15 protein-coding genes are annotated in these 15303 nt (G+C 41.2%); 4 read left to right on the top strand and 11 right to left on the bottom strand.

What is annotated here, in order from left to right; translation table 11 throughout:
• The coding region (locus tag ON073_RS02955) for a hypothetical protein (protein ID WP_274760370.1) at nt 1-593 on the bottom strand (593 nt) is incomplete at its 3' end.
• 155 nt (nt 594-748) lie between these two features.
• On the opposite strand from ON073_RS02955, the gene ON073_RS02950 reads away from it, so the two are divergent.
• Both ON073_RS02950 and ON073_RS02945 read left to right on the top strand, forming a co-directional pair.
• Nucleotides 749-2911: an exonuclease domain-containing protein gene (locus ON073_RS02950; protein ID WP_274760369.1), complete on the top strand. Its 2163-nt coding sequence runs from the start codon at nt 749-751 to the stop codon at nt 2909-2911.
• Nucleotides 2912-3050: 139 nt separating this feature from the next.
• Entirely contained in the window at nt 3051-4091 is a 1041-nt protein-coding gene (locus ON073_RS02945) for an OmpA family protein (RefSeq protein WP_274760368.1), read from the top strand.
• A gap of 57 nt (nt 4092-4148) precedes the next feature.
• Here the strand turns inward: ON073_RS02945 and ON073_RS02940 are convergent, their stop codons facing one another.
• The gene (locus tag ON073_RS02940) at nt 4149-4367 is read right to left on the bottom strand and encodes a TIGR02450 family Trp-rich protein (protein WP_274760367.1); all 219 of its coding nucleotides are present in this window, start codon (nt 4365-4367) and stop codon (nt 4149-4151) included.
• Nucleotides 4368-4415: 48 nt separating this feature from the next.
• On the bottom strand, nt 4416-5324 hold the full coding sequence (locus tag ON073_RS02935) for a histone deacetylase family protein (RefSeq protein WP_274760366.1): 909 nt from the start codon (nt 5322-5324) through the stop codon (nt 4416-4418).
• Between the two features lie 228 nt (nt 5325-5552).
• On the opposite strand from ON073_RS02935, the gene ON073_RS02930 reads away from it, so the two are divergent.
• Complete coding sequence (locus ON073_RS02930) at nt 5553-6839, top strand: GGDEF domain-containing protein (RefSeq protein WP_274760365.1); 1287 nt, start codon at nt 5553-5555, stop codon at nt 6837-6839.
• Nucleotides 6840-6924: 85 nt separating this feature from the next.
• Here the strand turns inward: ON073_RS02930 and ON073_RS02925 are convergent, their stop codons facing one another.
• Nucleotides 6925-8934: a urocanate hydratase gene (locus ON073_RS02925; RefSeq protein WP_274760364.1), complete on the bottom strand. Its 2010-nt coding sequence runs from the start codon at nt 8932-8934 to the stop codon at nt 6925-6927.
• A gap of 11 nt (nt 8935-8945) precedes the next feature.
• The gene (gene hutH / locus ON073_RS02920) at nt 8946-10445 is read right to left on the bottom strand and encodes a histidine ammonia-lyase (RefSeq protein WP_105172292.1); all 1500 of its coding nucleotides are present in this window, start codon (nt 10443-10445) and stop codon (nt 8946-8948) included.
• 140 nt (nt 10446-10585) lie between these two features.
• On the opposite strand from hutH, the gene ON073_RS02915 reads away from it, so the two are divergent.
• On the top strand, nt 10586-11479 hold the full coding sequence (locus ON073_RS02915) for a LysR family transcriptional regulator (RefSeq protein WP_274760363.1): 894 nt from the start codon (nt 10586-10588) through the stop codon (nt 11477-11479).
• Between the two features lie 26 nt (nt 11480-11505).
• On the opposite strand, the gene ON073_RS02910 is transcribed toward ON073_RS02915, so the two are convergent.
• Genes ON073_RS02910 through ON073_RS02885 form a run of 6 tightly spaced genes read right to left on the bottom strand, consistent with a single transcriptional unit; the run spans nt 11506 to nt 15300 of the window.
• Nucleotides 11506-11952, bottom strand: a complete 447-nt coding sequence (locus ON073_RS02910) for a DUF2799 domain-containing protein (RefSeq protein WP_274760362.1) — start codon at nt 11950-11952, stop codon at nt 11506-11508.
• A 14-nt stretch (nt 11953-11966) separates the two neighbouring features.
• A complete protein-coding gene (locus ON073_RS02905) occupies nt 11967-12419 on the bottom strand; it encodes a DUF2799 domain-containing protein (protein WP_274760361.1) in 453 nt (150 codons plus the stop codon).
• A 9-nt stretch (nt 12420-12428) separates the two neighbouring features.
• Nucleotides 12429-13811, bottom strand: coding sequence for a tetratricopeptide repeat protein (locus ON073_RS02900; protein ID WP_274760360.1), 1383 nt, complete (start codon nt 13809-13811; stop codon nt 12429-12431).
• A 3-nt stretch (nt 13812-13814) separates the two neighbouring features.
• Nucleotides 13815-14504, bottom strand: coding sequence for a hypothetical protein (locus tag ON073_RS02895; protein WP_274760359.1), 690 nt, complete (start codon nt 14502-14504; stop codon nt 13815-13817).
• Nucleotides 14501-14908 (bottom strand): ExbD/TolR family protein, encoded by a 408-nt coding sequence (locus ON073_RS02890; protein WP_274760358.1) that lies wholly within the window; start codon nt 14906-14908, stop codon nt 14501-14503. The genes ON073_RS02895 and ON073_RS02890 overlap by 4 nt, the downstream gene beginning before the upstream one ends.
• Nucleotides 14896-15300: a MotA/TolQ/ExbB proton channel family protein gene (locus ON073_RS02885; RefSeq protein ID WP_040134774.1), complete on the bottom strand. Its 405-nt coding sequence runs from the start codon at nt 15298-15300 to the stop codon at nt 14896-14898. The genes ON073_RS02890 and ON073_RS02885 overlap by 13 nt, the downstream gene beginning before the upstream one ends.
• Nucleotides 15301-15303: the final 3 nt, after the last annotated feature.

Raw genomic sequence — 15303 nt, 5'->3', positions numbered from 1 at the left:
TCTATTTCGGCACTGTGTCCTTCAATTACTAACCGAGCAGGTAAATCAACATTCACTTTGTTGTAGCCAAGCTCACCTGATAAATAGAGAAAACTCGCATTTAAGTCTGTCGTTAAAAAGTCTGCTTTGAGGTCATTATTAACGTTATGTACAAAGTCCATTTTTGATAAATGCTGCGCAGTGTCTTTTTTAAGGTAAGTTTGAATATCGACAATAGGCTCAATTAGCAACTCGTTTTCCAGTTGTAATTGATAAATAGCCTTTGCAGAAAATAAATACACTTGCTGCTGCGCGTTTTGCCATTGTGTAACATCAAAGCCCAACATGCTTTTAGGTACTTCTACTCTTTTAATACGGTTATACAAAGCAGACTCTGATGCGCCATAAATATCAATGTACTGTTGTCCGTTTAAGGTACCTATAAGCATCAGCTCTTTGCCTGGGTTTGGTAGTAAATCAAGCGGGTAAACAGGCTGTGACAAGGTCAACTCAGTATCAATAAGTACTTCGTTAAATAAGGTGCTTTTATTATTTGCTAAGCTTGCTGTGCTAACAAAGCCAAGAGTAACGATTAATGCTGTTATTATTTTCATGTTACTTCCTTGAATGTGAATAAACGTAAACTAACAAATCCTCGATGGATCAGTAAAAGCTAATTGGTTAGAAAATGTTAATACGTGCAAAACAATTGATTAGTCGACTTTTGCAGCGCAAAATATTGTAATCGCGTTGTTAAGACCCCAATCCAATGAAAGAGTTGCCAGAAAAGTACTATTTGTCTCACTTTGTTGAGTTTGTAGCGTTTATTAAAACCACTTCAGCGCATTTATTGGCAGCCTCGGAGTTAGACTTTTTAAATACCTTTGAGACATTAAATGAAGATGCAAAGTGTATTTTAGTGCGCATTCTAAATCGTAAATCGGCGTTTATCCGTAAAGATACTTTGCATTACAGCGAAATCAACGATGCACCTACTGCGATTAACCAACTTCGAAAGTCGGGGTTTGTAGCGCGCATAAGCAAACATACTTTTTCTGATTTTGTTTCACAGTTAAATAAACAAGACCTTATCGAATTAAGCGCTAGTTTAGAGTTCGATAAACCCGTTAAAAGTGCCAATAAAAGCAAATGGCTAAACTTTGTTTTAAACAACCAAAATGGTTCACTGAGCTACGATGTAGTAAAAAAACACCCTATTGTCACCAACCATATTTACTTTGCAAAACAAAGCACATTTAACTATTTGCTGTTTTTATACTTTGGCCATTTATCAGGAAGACTTAATCAATTTTCGCTGCGCGATTTAGGCGTTATGCAAACACAAGGTGTACAGCAGCAACAAGCCAATTTTGTTGACATGGATGAAGCTAAAAGCGCATTTCTCCATGCCAATTTATTTAATGACATAAAGCAAACAGATAAATCTGATATTCCTGCTTTAACATCTCAAGCCAAAACGCTCTTAAACGCTGAACAACCAATAGGTTTTACTGCAGCGCAGAAATACCATCATGGTTTATATAAATTAGCGATAGCACTTCTAGCAGATAACAGCGCACTTGCTGAACAATTATTAAGCCTATCGCATCACCCAGCAGCAAAAGAAAGATATATACGTTTGCTTTATAAATCAGAGCGAAAAGCACTTTGTGAAGCGCTCTTAGTTGAAATTTTGGATGATCCTGACAGTGAAGCGTTATTACTTTTTGCAGAGGACTTTTATGCGCAAAAATTTAACCAAAAGCGCACCAGTGTTTTAACCGATATTTTACGCGATTCAGGCGAGCCAATCGCACTTGATGAGGCCTATTTAGGGCAAGTTGAAAGCGGCGTAAAAGAACGTTATATCAAACAACAAAAGCAATGTTACTTTACCGAAAACAAGTTATGGCGCTCTTTATTTGCGCTCACTTTTTGGCATGAACTTTACCAACATCCTAGTTCAAAACGTGCTAATGAGTTTTCCTATTTCCCTAAAATACTCAAAGAAGATTCTTTCTTTTGCACATTAGAATTGGAAATTAATGAAAAGCTTGCACATTTAAACAATAAAGATGCATTTATTGAATATCTAACAGCCACCATCGACACCTACACAGGTGAGCCGAATGGCTTATTTTATTGGCACCCAGAGCTTTTAGAGGTACTTATAGAGTTTATAAATTATGCACCGATTCAAACTGTACACAGCCATTTACTGAATATGTGCAAAAATTTCAAAGAATTGTGTGATGGCTATCCCGATTTAATGGTAATTGATAATGGTGAGCTCTACTTTGAAGAAATAAAAGCACCAGGCGATAGCTTAAGACGCAATCAATTAATTAGTATTAAACACCTTATTAACGCAGGCTTTAAGGTGAAAATCCAACGCACTGAGTGGCGTTTTAATAGCGAACAAAGCTATGTTGTAGTGGATATAGAGACTACAGGTGGGAAAAAAGAGCAGCATCGCATTACAGAAATCGGTATGGTAAAAATAGAGCAGGGCGTTATTACTGATACTTGGCAAACACTAGTAAACCCTGAGCGCCATATTCCAAAAATGATTACTGAACTGACAGGTATTAGTAATGAAATGGTTAAAAGCGCTCCTCTTTTTAAACATATTGCCGAAAAGTTAGATACATTTAGTCAAAATGCTATTTTTGTTGCCCATAATGTTAATTTTGATTATGGCTTTATTCGCCAAGAGTTTGCCCGATTAAACAAAAAGTACACGCGCGCTAAAATTTGCACCGTACAACAAGCGCGTAAATATTTACCCGGCTATAAATCGTATTCACTAGGTAAACTTTGCGCCGACTTAGATATTGAACTTAAAAATCATCACCGTGCCCTCGATGACGCTAAAGCCGCCGCCGAAGTGTTATTACGAATTAATCAAGTAAGAGCCAAGCAAGTTAAATAACTGTAAATGGGGTTTACAACTAGGCAGCTTTATATTTTAAACATCTAATTCAAAATAATTTTATATGGATTAGCATCTTGCATTGTCATAATTCACTGTTAAAATCCGCGAAATCACACTTTTATACTAGGAATAAAGAATGATTTTCAAAGGAAAGATAACAAAATTAATCTCCGCTATTGCGCTAGCAGCCTCAGCAACAACTCTTCATGCACAACAATCAGAAAAAGATTTAGGTTTTTATATTTCTGGTTTTGCTGATTATTATTTTGCTCATTGGCATCCTGAAGAAACCAACCAGCAACGAATGGGTGAATCACTCGGTCTAGGTGTTGATTTTGGTTACCGTTTTAACGAAAGCTTTGCAGCTCGACTAGAGCTTGCAAAACTTGATCTTGCGATTGAATCAACGGATAACGAAAAATCAGGTCATCGTGTTGGTATTGATGCGCTTTACCACTTAGGCACATCAGGTTTTTACTTAGTTGGCGGTATAAAACAAATCGATGTATATGACTCGTTTAGCGCAGCAAATGTTGGTTTAGGCGGCTATCTTGAAGTGGCTGATAACTGGACTGTGAATACTGAAGCGCTTTTACTTAAGTCGCTTGAAAGCAATGACTACACAGATTCTGCGGTAAAACTAGGTGTTTCATACACGTTTGCAAACAACAATACCCCTAGCAAACAACTTGAAGCAGCACCTGCACCTCTCGATAGTGATCAAGATGGTGTTGCAGATGGTCAAGATGATTGTTTAAACACACCAAGTAATGAAGTTGTTGATAGCAAAGGCTGTACTCTAATTGAAGAACATGAAATTATTGAGCGTTTAGTAATCTTATTCAACAATGATGAATTTGAAGTTGCCCCTAACTATTTTGCTGATATTAAAGCATTTGCCGAGTACTTAAAAAGTGGCGATGTGAAAGCAAAAATTAGCGGTCACACATCGACTCTCGGTGACAGCGACTATAACCAAAAGTTATCACTTAAGCGTGCAGAAGCAGTTAAGGCGATTTTGGTTAATAATCATGGTGTAAATGCAGCAAATATTTCGGTAACAGGTAAAGGTGAAAATGAACTTTTCAGCCTAGAAAATACCGAAGAGGCACACAAGCTAAATCGTCGCGCTGTCGTTACTGTGACCTTGCTAGAGCAAGTAAAGAAAACGAAGTAAGACTGTTTTAATCAAAAGCCTGTAACTCAGTTACAGGCTTTTTTGTGACTGAAAAACCTATTGCCAACCCATTTTCCACACTTTGCTATCTTTCAGGCTGCGCCAGTTTATGCTTTGCTCGCGTTTGGTTAAAACCGCTTCAATAATACATTCAACCACGTTATTTTCTTCATCAAATTCAACACTCGTTACCATAAAATGCTTTTCTTTATTTTGCGGTGACACAGCCGTCCATTTACTGTGTAAGAGTTTATTAGGGGAAAGGGTGTGTTGCATAAAATCTCGAAACCAAAATTAAAAATTCCGACTTAATTGAGGTCACTTTTAGAAGCGAGCAGCTTGCTCAACCACTAATGCATGACGCTCTGCTAATCGCTGATGATCTTTATCGTACCCACCACCAATCACAGTGGCTACTGGTACGCCTTTACGCTGGCAAATCTCAAGCACAGCATAATCACGGGCCGCGATACCTTGCCAACTAATATCAAGTTTACCTAAGGTATCTTGTTGCCAAATATCAACACCGGCATCGTAAAGAACAAGCGAGGGGTTTAGCTGCTCAATTAAGTCATTTAAAGTAGTTGATACGATATTTAAATAATCAGGATCAGTTAACCCTATCTCTAAGCCAATATCTAAGTCGCTGTGTTGTTTTCGAAAAGGAAAGTTCTTTTCGCAGTGGATTGAACAGGTAAACACATAAGGGTTATGGGCAAGCATAGCCGCAGTGCCATCGCCTTGGTGCACATCGCAATCAAAGATGAGTACGTTTCGCGCTTTACCTTCATTAATTAGCCGTGTTGTTGTGTAGGCCAAATCATTTACCATGCAATAGCCTGAACCAAAATCATAATGAGCATGATGCGTGCCCCCAGCTAAATGACAGGCGATACCGTGTTCAAGCGCAAGTTCAGCCGCCAAATGCGTACCTAACGGTGCGGTAAAGGTGCGTGCCATTAATTGTTCTGACCATGGCAAACCTATGCGTCGCATCGCCTTGCTATCAAGTTGGTTATGAAAGAGATCATATACATAACTTTCACAATGCACTAATTCCATAGGTTTAAAATCCCCAACAGGCGGCTGATATAAGTTGCGCTGATTGATATACCCATTGCTATCTAAATATTGATAAAGACGTGCAAATTTACTCATTACAAAGCGGTGTTTTTCGTCAAAACTAAATGAATAATTAGAATGGTAAACAAGGGGTAAGTTGGGATTGGTCATTGTGTCTTTGGTAAATTGTTATAATTGATAGTGTAACTGAAACAAGGCACTGCGTCTTTGCCAAAACACCATTATTCATACCTGTTCATCAGAATAATTGCGCAGCAAAGTGGGGGAGTTACATGCGCCTATTGATTAAAAAAATGCATTAATTGCCACCATAATCTACTGGCAACCACCATCAAATTAAGTAATATATTCTAAACAACTAAATGCTAGAGTCTTTTTGTGTATCAAGATGTCGCTGTCGATCACTTACCAATAATTACATCACCACAGGAACTGGGTGGATTTAACTTTTCACCCGATATTATTTGGGTATTTGACTTAGACCGTCATGGATTTTGGTGGGGCAATCATCATGCCCTTAACTTTTGGGGACTAAGCAATGTGCAACAACTTATCGATAAAGACTTATCTGCTGATACCGAAGGCGCACGCAAGCGCACCGAACAAACCTTTGTAAAAGCCGCTCAAGAGGGCTTAACTAACGACCCTTGGACCACTTACCCTAATGGTGAGCCAAAGGTGATGTTAATGCGTCATGTAGCTGTGTTACTGGGCCCAGAAAAGCACCGCGGCATTATTGCCTTTATTAGCGAACAAATGGATGCCAACAGCCAACCAGAAAACCTGCTTTTTGCCGAAGCGATGCGTTACACCACTGTTGCAGTGAGTTGTTACGATATGCAAGGTAAGCGGCTGTTCGAAAACCCCGCGTTTACGCAGTGGTATTCAACAATAAAACAAGACACTATCAGTGACTTTGAGCTGCGTTTTGCCAATCCGATTGAAGGTAAAGAACGCTTAATTGACTCTCAGCAGCACAAAGCAGGTTGCCAAGAGCACATAATGCTTACCAAGCTTGGTGAAAAACGACATAACGTTGATATTCGCATTAGTCGCCATCCCTTAACTGGCGATTATGTGTTTCTTGTTACTGAATATGACATTACCGAGCTTCACGACACTATTGAAGAGCTTAAACACACCAAAAACGAGCTTAAGAAAATTGCGCACTTCGATCCTCTAACTAAATTACCTTCGGTATGGCTCACTAAAGAGCGCCTAGCAAGCGCGCTAAAACAAGCAAAACGCAATGAATCACTATTGGCTGTGATGTTTATCGATTTAGATGGTTTTAAGCAGGTAAATGATAGCTATGGGCACAGTAGTGGTGATGAATTACTTAAGCAAGTAGCAAATAGACTTAAAAGCACATTTAGAGAATCAGACACAGTAGGGCGCTTAGGTGGCGATGAGTTTTTAATTTGCCTGCCAAATCTTGCAAACAAACAAGACGCGGTTAGGCTCGCTGAAAAAGCCATCACCGAAATCGCGAAAGACTATCAAATTAGAGATGCAGTCGGGCAGGGTAACAAAGTAAATATCAGTGCTAGCTTAGGTATTGCTTATTACCCTGATAGCGGCGATACATTAGAGGCACTTATTCGTACTGCCGATGAAAAAATGTATCAAGCTAAGCGCGCAGGTAAAAACCGCTTTGAAGTTTAGTTTAAATTAGCAAATTAACTTAACATCCGATTAAGCAAAAAAAAGGCCATTTAGAATGGCCTTTTTGCTAGATGTTTAAATAATTTTAAAACGCGAGTTTATTTAAAATATCGTCTTCTACATTCTGTGAAAGCGTTACTTTAAGTTTAGGAGTGCGCTCCATTTCACGTTTAATTGCAAAGTTTGCTTCTTCATTACGTGCCCAGCTGCGACGTGCAATACCATTGTTTACATCGAACAGTAGCATAGACTTAAGACGACGCTCGGCATCAATACTACCGTCAAGTAACATACCGAAACCGCCGTTGATCACTTCGCCCCAGCCAACGCCACCGCCATTGTGGATAGACACCCAAGTTGCACCGCGGAAACCATCACCAATCACGTTGTGAATAGCCATATCAGCAGTAAAACGGCTACCATCATAAATGTTTGATGTTTCACGGAATGGTGAATCTGTGCCTGATACATCGTGATGATCACGACCAAGAACCACCGGGCCTATTTCACCGCGTGCAATGGCATCGTTAAAGGCATTTGCAATCTTAATACGACCTTCAGAATCAGCGTAGAGAATACGCGCTTGTGAACCAACCACTAGCTTGTTCTGTTTCGCGTCTTTGATCCAAGTGATGTTGTCTTGCATCTGCTGCTGAATTTCCTCAGGCGAGTTCGCCATGATCTCTTCAAGCACTTTTGCCGCAATTGCATCGGTTTTATCTAAATCTTCAGGATTACCAGAAGTACACACCCAGCGGAACGGGCCAAAACCGTAGTCAAAACACATTGGGCCAAGAATATCTTGCACGTATGACGGATATTTAAAGTCGATGCCGTTTTCAGCCATTACATCGCCACCTGCGCGCGATGCTTCAAGTAAAAATGCATTTCCATAGTCAAAGAAGTAGGTACCTTTTGCTGTATGCTTGTTCACAGCATCTGCATGACGTTTAAGCGTGGCTTGTACTTTTTCTTTAAATACTTCTGGTTCTTCACGAATTAAGCGATTTGATTCTTCATAGCTGATATCAACTGGGTAGTAACCGCCTGACCAAGGGTTATGAAGCGACGTTTGGTCAGAACCTAAATGAATAAAAATATCTTCAGCTAAGAAGCTTTCCCAAACATCAACAACGTTACCAATAAACGCAATCGACACTACTTCTTCGTTTTCTTGCGCTTTACGCACACGAGCAACTAGGTCTGGCATGTTATCAATAAGCTCATCCACCCAACCTTGTTGGTGACGCTTAATCGCCGCTTTCGGGTTCACCTCAGCACATACAGTAATACAGTTAGCAATGTTACCCGCTTTTGGCTGTGCACCACTCATACCGCCAAGACCAGCTGTTAAGAAAATCTTACCTTTTGGTGATTCGCCTTTGTTAAGTACTTTACGGAATGCATTCATCACCGTAATAGTTGTGCCGTGAACGATACCTTGCGGGCCAATGTACATAAAAGAGCCTGCCGTCATTTGGCCGTATTGCGTTACACCTAGCGCATTGAATTTTTCCCAGTCATCCGGCTTTGAGTAATTCGGGATCATCATACCGTTTGTTACAACCACACGCGGCGCATCTTTCGATGATGGGAATAAACCCATAGGGTGGCCTGAATACATATGTAGCGTTTGGTCTTCTTCCATTTCGCTTAGGTACTTCATGGCAAGTAAGTACTGCGCCCAATTTTGGAATACCGCACCGTTACCACCGTAAGTAATTAGCTCTTCTGGGTGCTGTGCTACTGCTGGATCAAGGTTATTATCGATCATTAACATGATCGCCGCAGCTTGTTCGCATTTTGCAGGATAATCAGAGATTGAACGTGCTTTTAGCTCATAGTTAGGCTTAAAGCGGTACATATAAATACGGCCAAAATCTTTAAGCTCTTGTGCAAACTCAACAGCGAGCTCCGCATGCCACTCTTTCGGGAAATAACGTAGCGCATTGCGCACCGCGAGCTGTTTTTCTTCTATTGATAAAATATCTTTACGCTTTGGTGCGCGGTTAGCGCCTGCAGGATATGCTTTAGGTGCTGGCAGCTCGCTTGGGATACCCTGTTTTATGCTTTTTTGAAATTCTTGTAAGTTCATGTCAGTTATCCTTAGTTCAGCGTAACAGTGAATGCCTGAGATGTTACAAACTCAACCATGGCATCAATATCAGGCTTTAATAGTCGGTCTTCTTCTAATTTCGCAACCTTAGTACGGATCAGCGCATGATTTTGTTCAATAATATCTGAACAAGTATTAGGGCGTCTAAAGTCAACGGCTTGCGCTGCGTACATTAGCTCAATTGCGAAGATTTTCTCAAGATTACCAAGAATTTGGTTTAGTTTACGACCCGAAATACTGCCCATAGACACGTGATCTTCCTGACCCATAGAGGTTGGAACACTGTCAGCTGACGGTGGGAAACACAGTGATTTGTTCTCGGTAACAAGTGCCGCTGTGGTGTACTGCGGGATCATCATGCCAGAGTTTAGGCCGCCAGATGTAGTGAGTAGGCGCGGTAAACCGTGTAAACCTTCAAGCAACAAATAACAGCGACGATCAGAAATATTGCCCAGTTCAGCTGCAGCAATTGACGCATAATCAAGTGCCATTGCCAGCGGTTGACCGTGGAAACTACCGCCCGAAATTGCTTCTTCTTCACTGATCACAATTGGGTTATCCGTAACCGAGTTCATTTCAATTTCAACAAGTTCTTTTAAGTGGTTGTAAGCGTTGCGTGATGCACCGTGCACCTGCGGAATACAACGCAATGAATAAGGATCTTGTACGCGGTCGCAGTCAGTGTGGTCTGCCATATTTTGCGAATCTTTAAATAGACGACGCATGCGTGTTGCGACTTCAACATTGCCAGCAAAGGCACGAATTGCATGTAACTCTTCTCTAAATGGTGATTGGCTACCTTGCATACCTTCAATGCTCATTGCACCTGCCACATCAGCAAGATCAAGCAAGTAACGCATCTTAGTTAGGCCAGTAATACCATGGGATAAAATAAACTGTGTACCGTTAATTAAGGCTAAACCTTCTTTAGCATGCAGATCCATTGGCTCTAACCCATTATCAGCTAGCGCTTTTGCCGCAGGTACTATGTCATCACCAACCCAAAACTCACCTTCACCTAAAAGTGGTAAGAATAAGTGCGATAATGGCGCTAAATCGCCCGATGCACCCACCGAGCCTTGCTCCGGTACGACTGGAATTAAATCAAGCTCAATAAACTTCAGCATACGCTCAACGGTTTCAAGGCGAATACCTGAGAAACCTTGGCTTAACGCGTGTACTTTGGTGATAAGCATTAGTTTAGAAATCGATTTAGCAATTGGATTACCAACACCCACTGCGTGGGTGATCAGCAGATTTTTTTGTAATAGGTTTGTTTCTGCTGGAGTGATTTGCGTATCACACAATGGACCAAAGCCGGTGTTAATGCCATAAACCGCTTTGTCTGATGCCGCCATTTTGTCAACGCGTTGACGGCTAGTATTAATTTTATCAATCGCTTCTTGGCTAAGCTCTGCTTTAACACTGCCATCGGCAATGCCATTTACAATATCAATATTCAGGCGATCTACGCCGTATTTAAACGTCATTGTTGTCTCCTAACGTTTTAGTCATCTAACTGTGATGATTAATCAATGAAGTAATGTTAGCTTGCGACCCAAGTTTTATAAATGCATAATTATCGATGCTTATTCCGATATTATCGAACTAACAATTAAGGCTGAAAAAGATGCAAATTCATGACGTCGATCTGCGCCTATTGCGCATATTTGTTGCAATTGTGGAATGTGGCGGGCTCTCTGCCGCAGAATCTCGACTGAATATTGGCCGTTCGACCATTAGTTCACATTTATCGGATTTAGAAGTGCGCCTTGGCATCAAATTATGTAAACGCGGGCGCAGCGGTTTTGAACTGACCGAGCCTGGCCGTATTACCTATCAGGCAAGCCTTGAGTTATTACAGCAGTGCGAAGCGTTTGCCACCACAGTTGCAGGCTCTAAAAATGAGCTATCAGGCCGCGTAACAATTTCAGTGATTGATACCATGGTGAGCGATCCGCGCTGTGGCATAAGTGAGGTAATTCGCGAGCTAAAACAAAAAAGCGATAATATTCAATTTGATATCAATGTGTGTGAGGCGCGGGAAGTAGAAACTTCTGTGGTAAATGGTCGCTCGCTAGTGGGGCTGGGCGTAAGTCGCCATCACTTGCGTGGTTTAGATTACTTCCCACTGCATAACGAAACCAACTATTTATACTGCGCCAAAGGGCATGCACTTTTTGATTGTAAATCGAATGAGCGCAATAAGTTACTTAAACAAGCCGAGGTGATTACCTCAAACTATATGCGCGATAAAGAAGTGCGCAACGATGGTCTTAATTACCAAAATAGTGCGACCGCCTATCATGATGAAGGCATTGCACATTTGATATTATCGGGTGCCTTTATTGGCTATTTACCAGAGCACTATGCAAATTACTGGGTTGATAAAGGGGTGTTTAAAGCAATTCACCCAGAGAAATACCACTATCAAATTCCCGTGATGTTAATCACCAAAAAAATGAGCTCAGTATCGCCGCTTGCCAAAGCGCTTGTTGAAGAGATTAAACGCTGCCATCGCTAGTAGCGTTTAACCTAAATGAAGCGTTTTTAGCCACCAACCGATGACATAGCAGAGTCTGATGAAATAAGCGCTCGGTCTTTTTCACGCTCTGCTAATTCTCTATTTTGCTGCTTTTCTCTTCGCTCTAACGCGCCGATTCGAAAACCCTTATCAAACTCTGCACGAATTTCTAATGGGCATATTTGCGGATCAGGAATGCCTTTTTCACCGAGTTTAAAGCCATTTTCATAACTACAGTATTGTTTGATACCTGCCGTATAACCATCCAAGTACAATGCTTGTGCATTGCCCGGTAAACTATCACCGCAGCTTGCTTTGTATTTATCAAAATCACGCACCGATTTACCAGCAAGGGCCACTTCACTTCCAAGCGACAACCAATCTATTGCGTTATCGCATTCAACTTGGCTTGTGATGGTATTGCAACCCACTAAAGTTGCAATACCCAATATTAAAACAAGGTGTTTATTCATAATAAGCTCTTATCCTATTGCCCTGTAGAAGACTGTCCATTTCGGTTTTGTAGTGCTCTTCTTTCCAATTCGCGCTCAGCATAGTCGGCATTTTCTTTCTTTTCACGGCGATCGAGATAGCCAATTTTGTAGCCTTTATCAAACTCGGCACGGATTTCAAACGGACACACATTTGGATTTTCAATATCTTTTTGTGCTAATTCAAAGCCATTTTCATAAGTACAATACTCTTTAATACCCGCAGTAAAGCCATCCAGGTATAGATCTTGTGCATTTGGCGGTAACGCTTCGCCACACTGTGCTTTGTAACGATCAAAAGCGCGCACACTTTTTCCTTTTTGCGCAGTCGTCAATCCTAACTGTTGCCAATCAGTTTGAGTACTGCAAACAAACTCATCGTCTGATGGTGTTGACTGACAGCCTGCTAAAGAAATAGCTGCGATAAATAAACACATTTTAGTTTTCATAGTTCTTCCTTAAATTTCTGCTTGTTGTTTTTTTGTCACAATAATATTTTCAAGCAAGGCTATTTGCTCTGAAATACCACGTGTTTCAGGGAAACGACTTGTCACACTTTTTAAAACGGTCAGTGCCGCATCGTATTTTTGAATATCTACATACAACTGAGCGCGACTTAACATTGCTTGTTTTTGCCAGTCGCTTAGCGCTTCTGCACGTAAATATAGGGTTTCTGCTTGGGTGAATGACTTTCTATCAATTAAAAAATCGGCATAGGCAACTAATGCCTGTCCATGATTTGGGTTGGCATCCAGCGCCAATTTAAATGCGCTGTCAGCTGCGTTGAGGTTTGCTGTTTCACTATTCAATAAGGCTTTATGCAAATAAATTACGCTTTTGGTTTGCCCATCAAAGGTTGAGAGCTTATTTTCAAGAGATGCCAAAATGGTTTTACTTTGCTGCCAAAGACCACGTTGTGATAACCAAGTAAGGTAAGTATTTAGACTGGTTAAATCCAAGTCGTATTGCGATAAATGCGTATTAATGAGCTCTACCGCGCGCTCAAAACTGTCTTGCTGTAAATGCAATTGTGCTGCGGTTTTTAGATTAGTTTCACGCTTATCACCAAGTAAAATGGCCATTTCTAGCGATGCCAGTGCAGCGCGAGAGTCGTTTTGTTCAAGCGATAAAATCGCCTGATTAAGCCTTAATTTGCTGTCATTCGGCGACTTTGCAATAAGCTCACTTAACAGGGCTGCCGCTGCTTGATACATTTTTGCTTGCGTGAGCGCAACAAATAACCCTTGCTGCCACTGCGCTTGTTCAGGCTCTATTGCCAAAGCTTGTTGATAGGCATTTATCGCTGAATAAGGGCCGTGCAGCGTTAAGTTTAAATACGCCAGCTGACCATAAACCACCGCATCATTGGCACCCAGAGCTATGGCTTTGGCAAAATATTCTCGCGCCTTGTGTTGATCGTCTTTGATTAAGTAAAGCTGCCCTAGGTCACTGTGTGCTCTAACTAAATGCGGACTTCTTGCAAGTGAAGCAAGGTATGTTTTTTCTGCCTTTTCATAATCTTCTAAGGCGAAATACAGCTGTGCTTTTAACATCAGCATGGCAACACTCAGTTCGATATCGTAAAACGCTTCCAGCTCTTTTAATACTGCTTGCTTATCACCGCTTTCTAATAACCCGCGCAGACGCTCGGCTGTTTCAAGTTCTTCAGGCGCAATATTGGCTTCTTTTTCGCTGTAAGGTCCTGAAAATTGTGGCAGTACAAATGTTGGTTGTTCTACTTCAATTTTAAATTTGCTGGTTAAATTACTTGCTTTACTAGGCAAGCTGTTCACAGCAATAAAAGCGCACGAAGCAAAAAATAAGGGAGTTAGTTTATTCATTGTTTATCTGCCGTAATTAAAATGAATGCCATATAAATAAATTGCTTGCACAGGTTTGCCATCTTTTTTTGGAATACTAAAACGTGCATGCTCTACCCAATTGCGGATCACTTCGACCATTTCTGGGTAAACGGGATCGGTGATACGCTTAATATAAGGCTTACCAGTTTGATCGATTATCAACTCAACTTCTGTTGAAACTCGCTTAATGCCTTTGCGCCGAATAGATAACGGCGGAGGAAAGTACTTTTGCTTCACAACCTGTGGTACCTGATCAAGTTTCTCTACTGCCATCAGCGGCATATCAAGCGCTAGACGCTGCTGTATCATTTTGGCGTCCATAGTGAATTCTGGCAGTGCCAACGACTGCACTTTAGGCAATGTCATTTTCGGTTTGTCTGCGTAATTTACCTGTGGTCCATCACCTAAGCCCGCAATGTTTAAACTGGTTTGAGATGCTTCACTACTTTGCGAAGTGCTTTTCATTGGCGGAGGTGGCGGGGGCGGCGGCGCAGGCAATGCAACATCCAATTTTCGCACTGCGAGCGTCGCCTCGGGAAGCTCCGGTGTTTGTTTTAACCAATGCAATAGACTAACAAGCCCAACGACCAAAAATAAGCTAATACTCCATGGGGCTATTGTGCAAAGTAGTGATTGTGTGGTTAGTTGAGGCTGACTTACCATCGTCATCATTTCACCTGTGTAGCTAAACTGATGTTTTCAACCCCAGCAAGCTTTGCCTGATCAATCACTTTAACCAGTAATTCTGTTGGCACGCGTTTATCCGCTTGAATGACTAATGGCCGCGGTTTAGTCCTACTCGCTTGCATTAACGTGGCTCTGACGCCTGCCACCCCGATATTTGTACCGGCATACATCACTTGCCCGCCATCAGTAATGGCGAGCATAAGCACCGACTTTTGTAATTGTTGGCTAGAAACGGCGCTGGGTTTATCAACTTCCACACCGGTTTCTTTGACAAACACTGTGGTGACAATAAAAAAGATAAGCAGAATAAACACCACATCTAATAATGGTGCTAAGTCTATCTCTTGGCATTTACTGTCTTCTATTTTTTGCTCTATTAACGAACGCATACAGCCTCCACCTGCCAAGTTGCTACTTTGCTTTTCAATAAGGTATGAAGCAGTAAGCCTGGCACAACAAATACCAGCCCTAGTTGTGTTGTGTACATTGCACTTGCAATACCACCACTTACCATTTCTTGCATATCGAGCCCATTATTCAATGACATAAAGTTGAAGGTACTCAATAGTCCACTAATGGTGCCAAGTAGTCCCAGCAAGGGTAGAGCAGCAAGTAAGGTTTTTAGTGCTGCAATCCAATAATTACAGCGCATTAACCATGCTTGACAGGGCTTAATAAAGAACAACAGCGACAACAGCTTGCCATAACTAAAGATGGCAACTGCCAAAAGCGCCCACACCACAGCGTTACTAAAAAGTTTTAAATAAATCGAAAAATCCATACT

Origin of the sequence: Pseudoalteromonas sp. G4, from assembly GCF_028875915.1 — a bacterium.
GTDB lineage: Bacteria > Pseudomonadota > Gammaproteobacteria > Enterobacterales > Alteromonadaceae > Pseudoalteromonas.
This window is presented reverse-complemented; position numbering and strand designations above follow the sequence as displayed.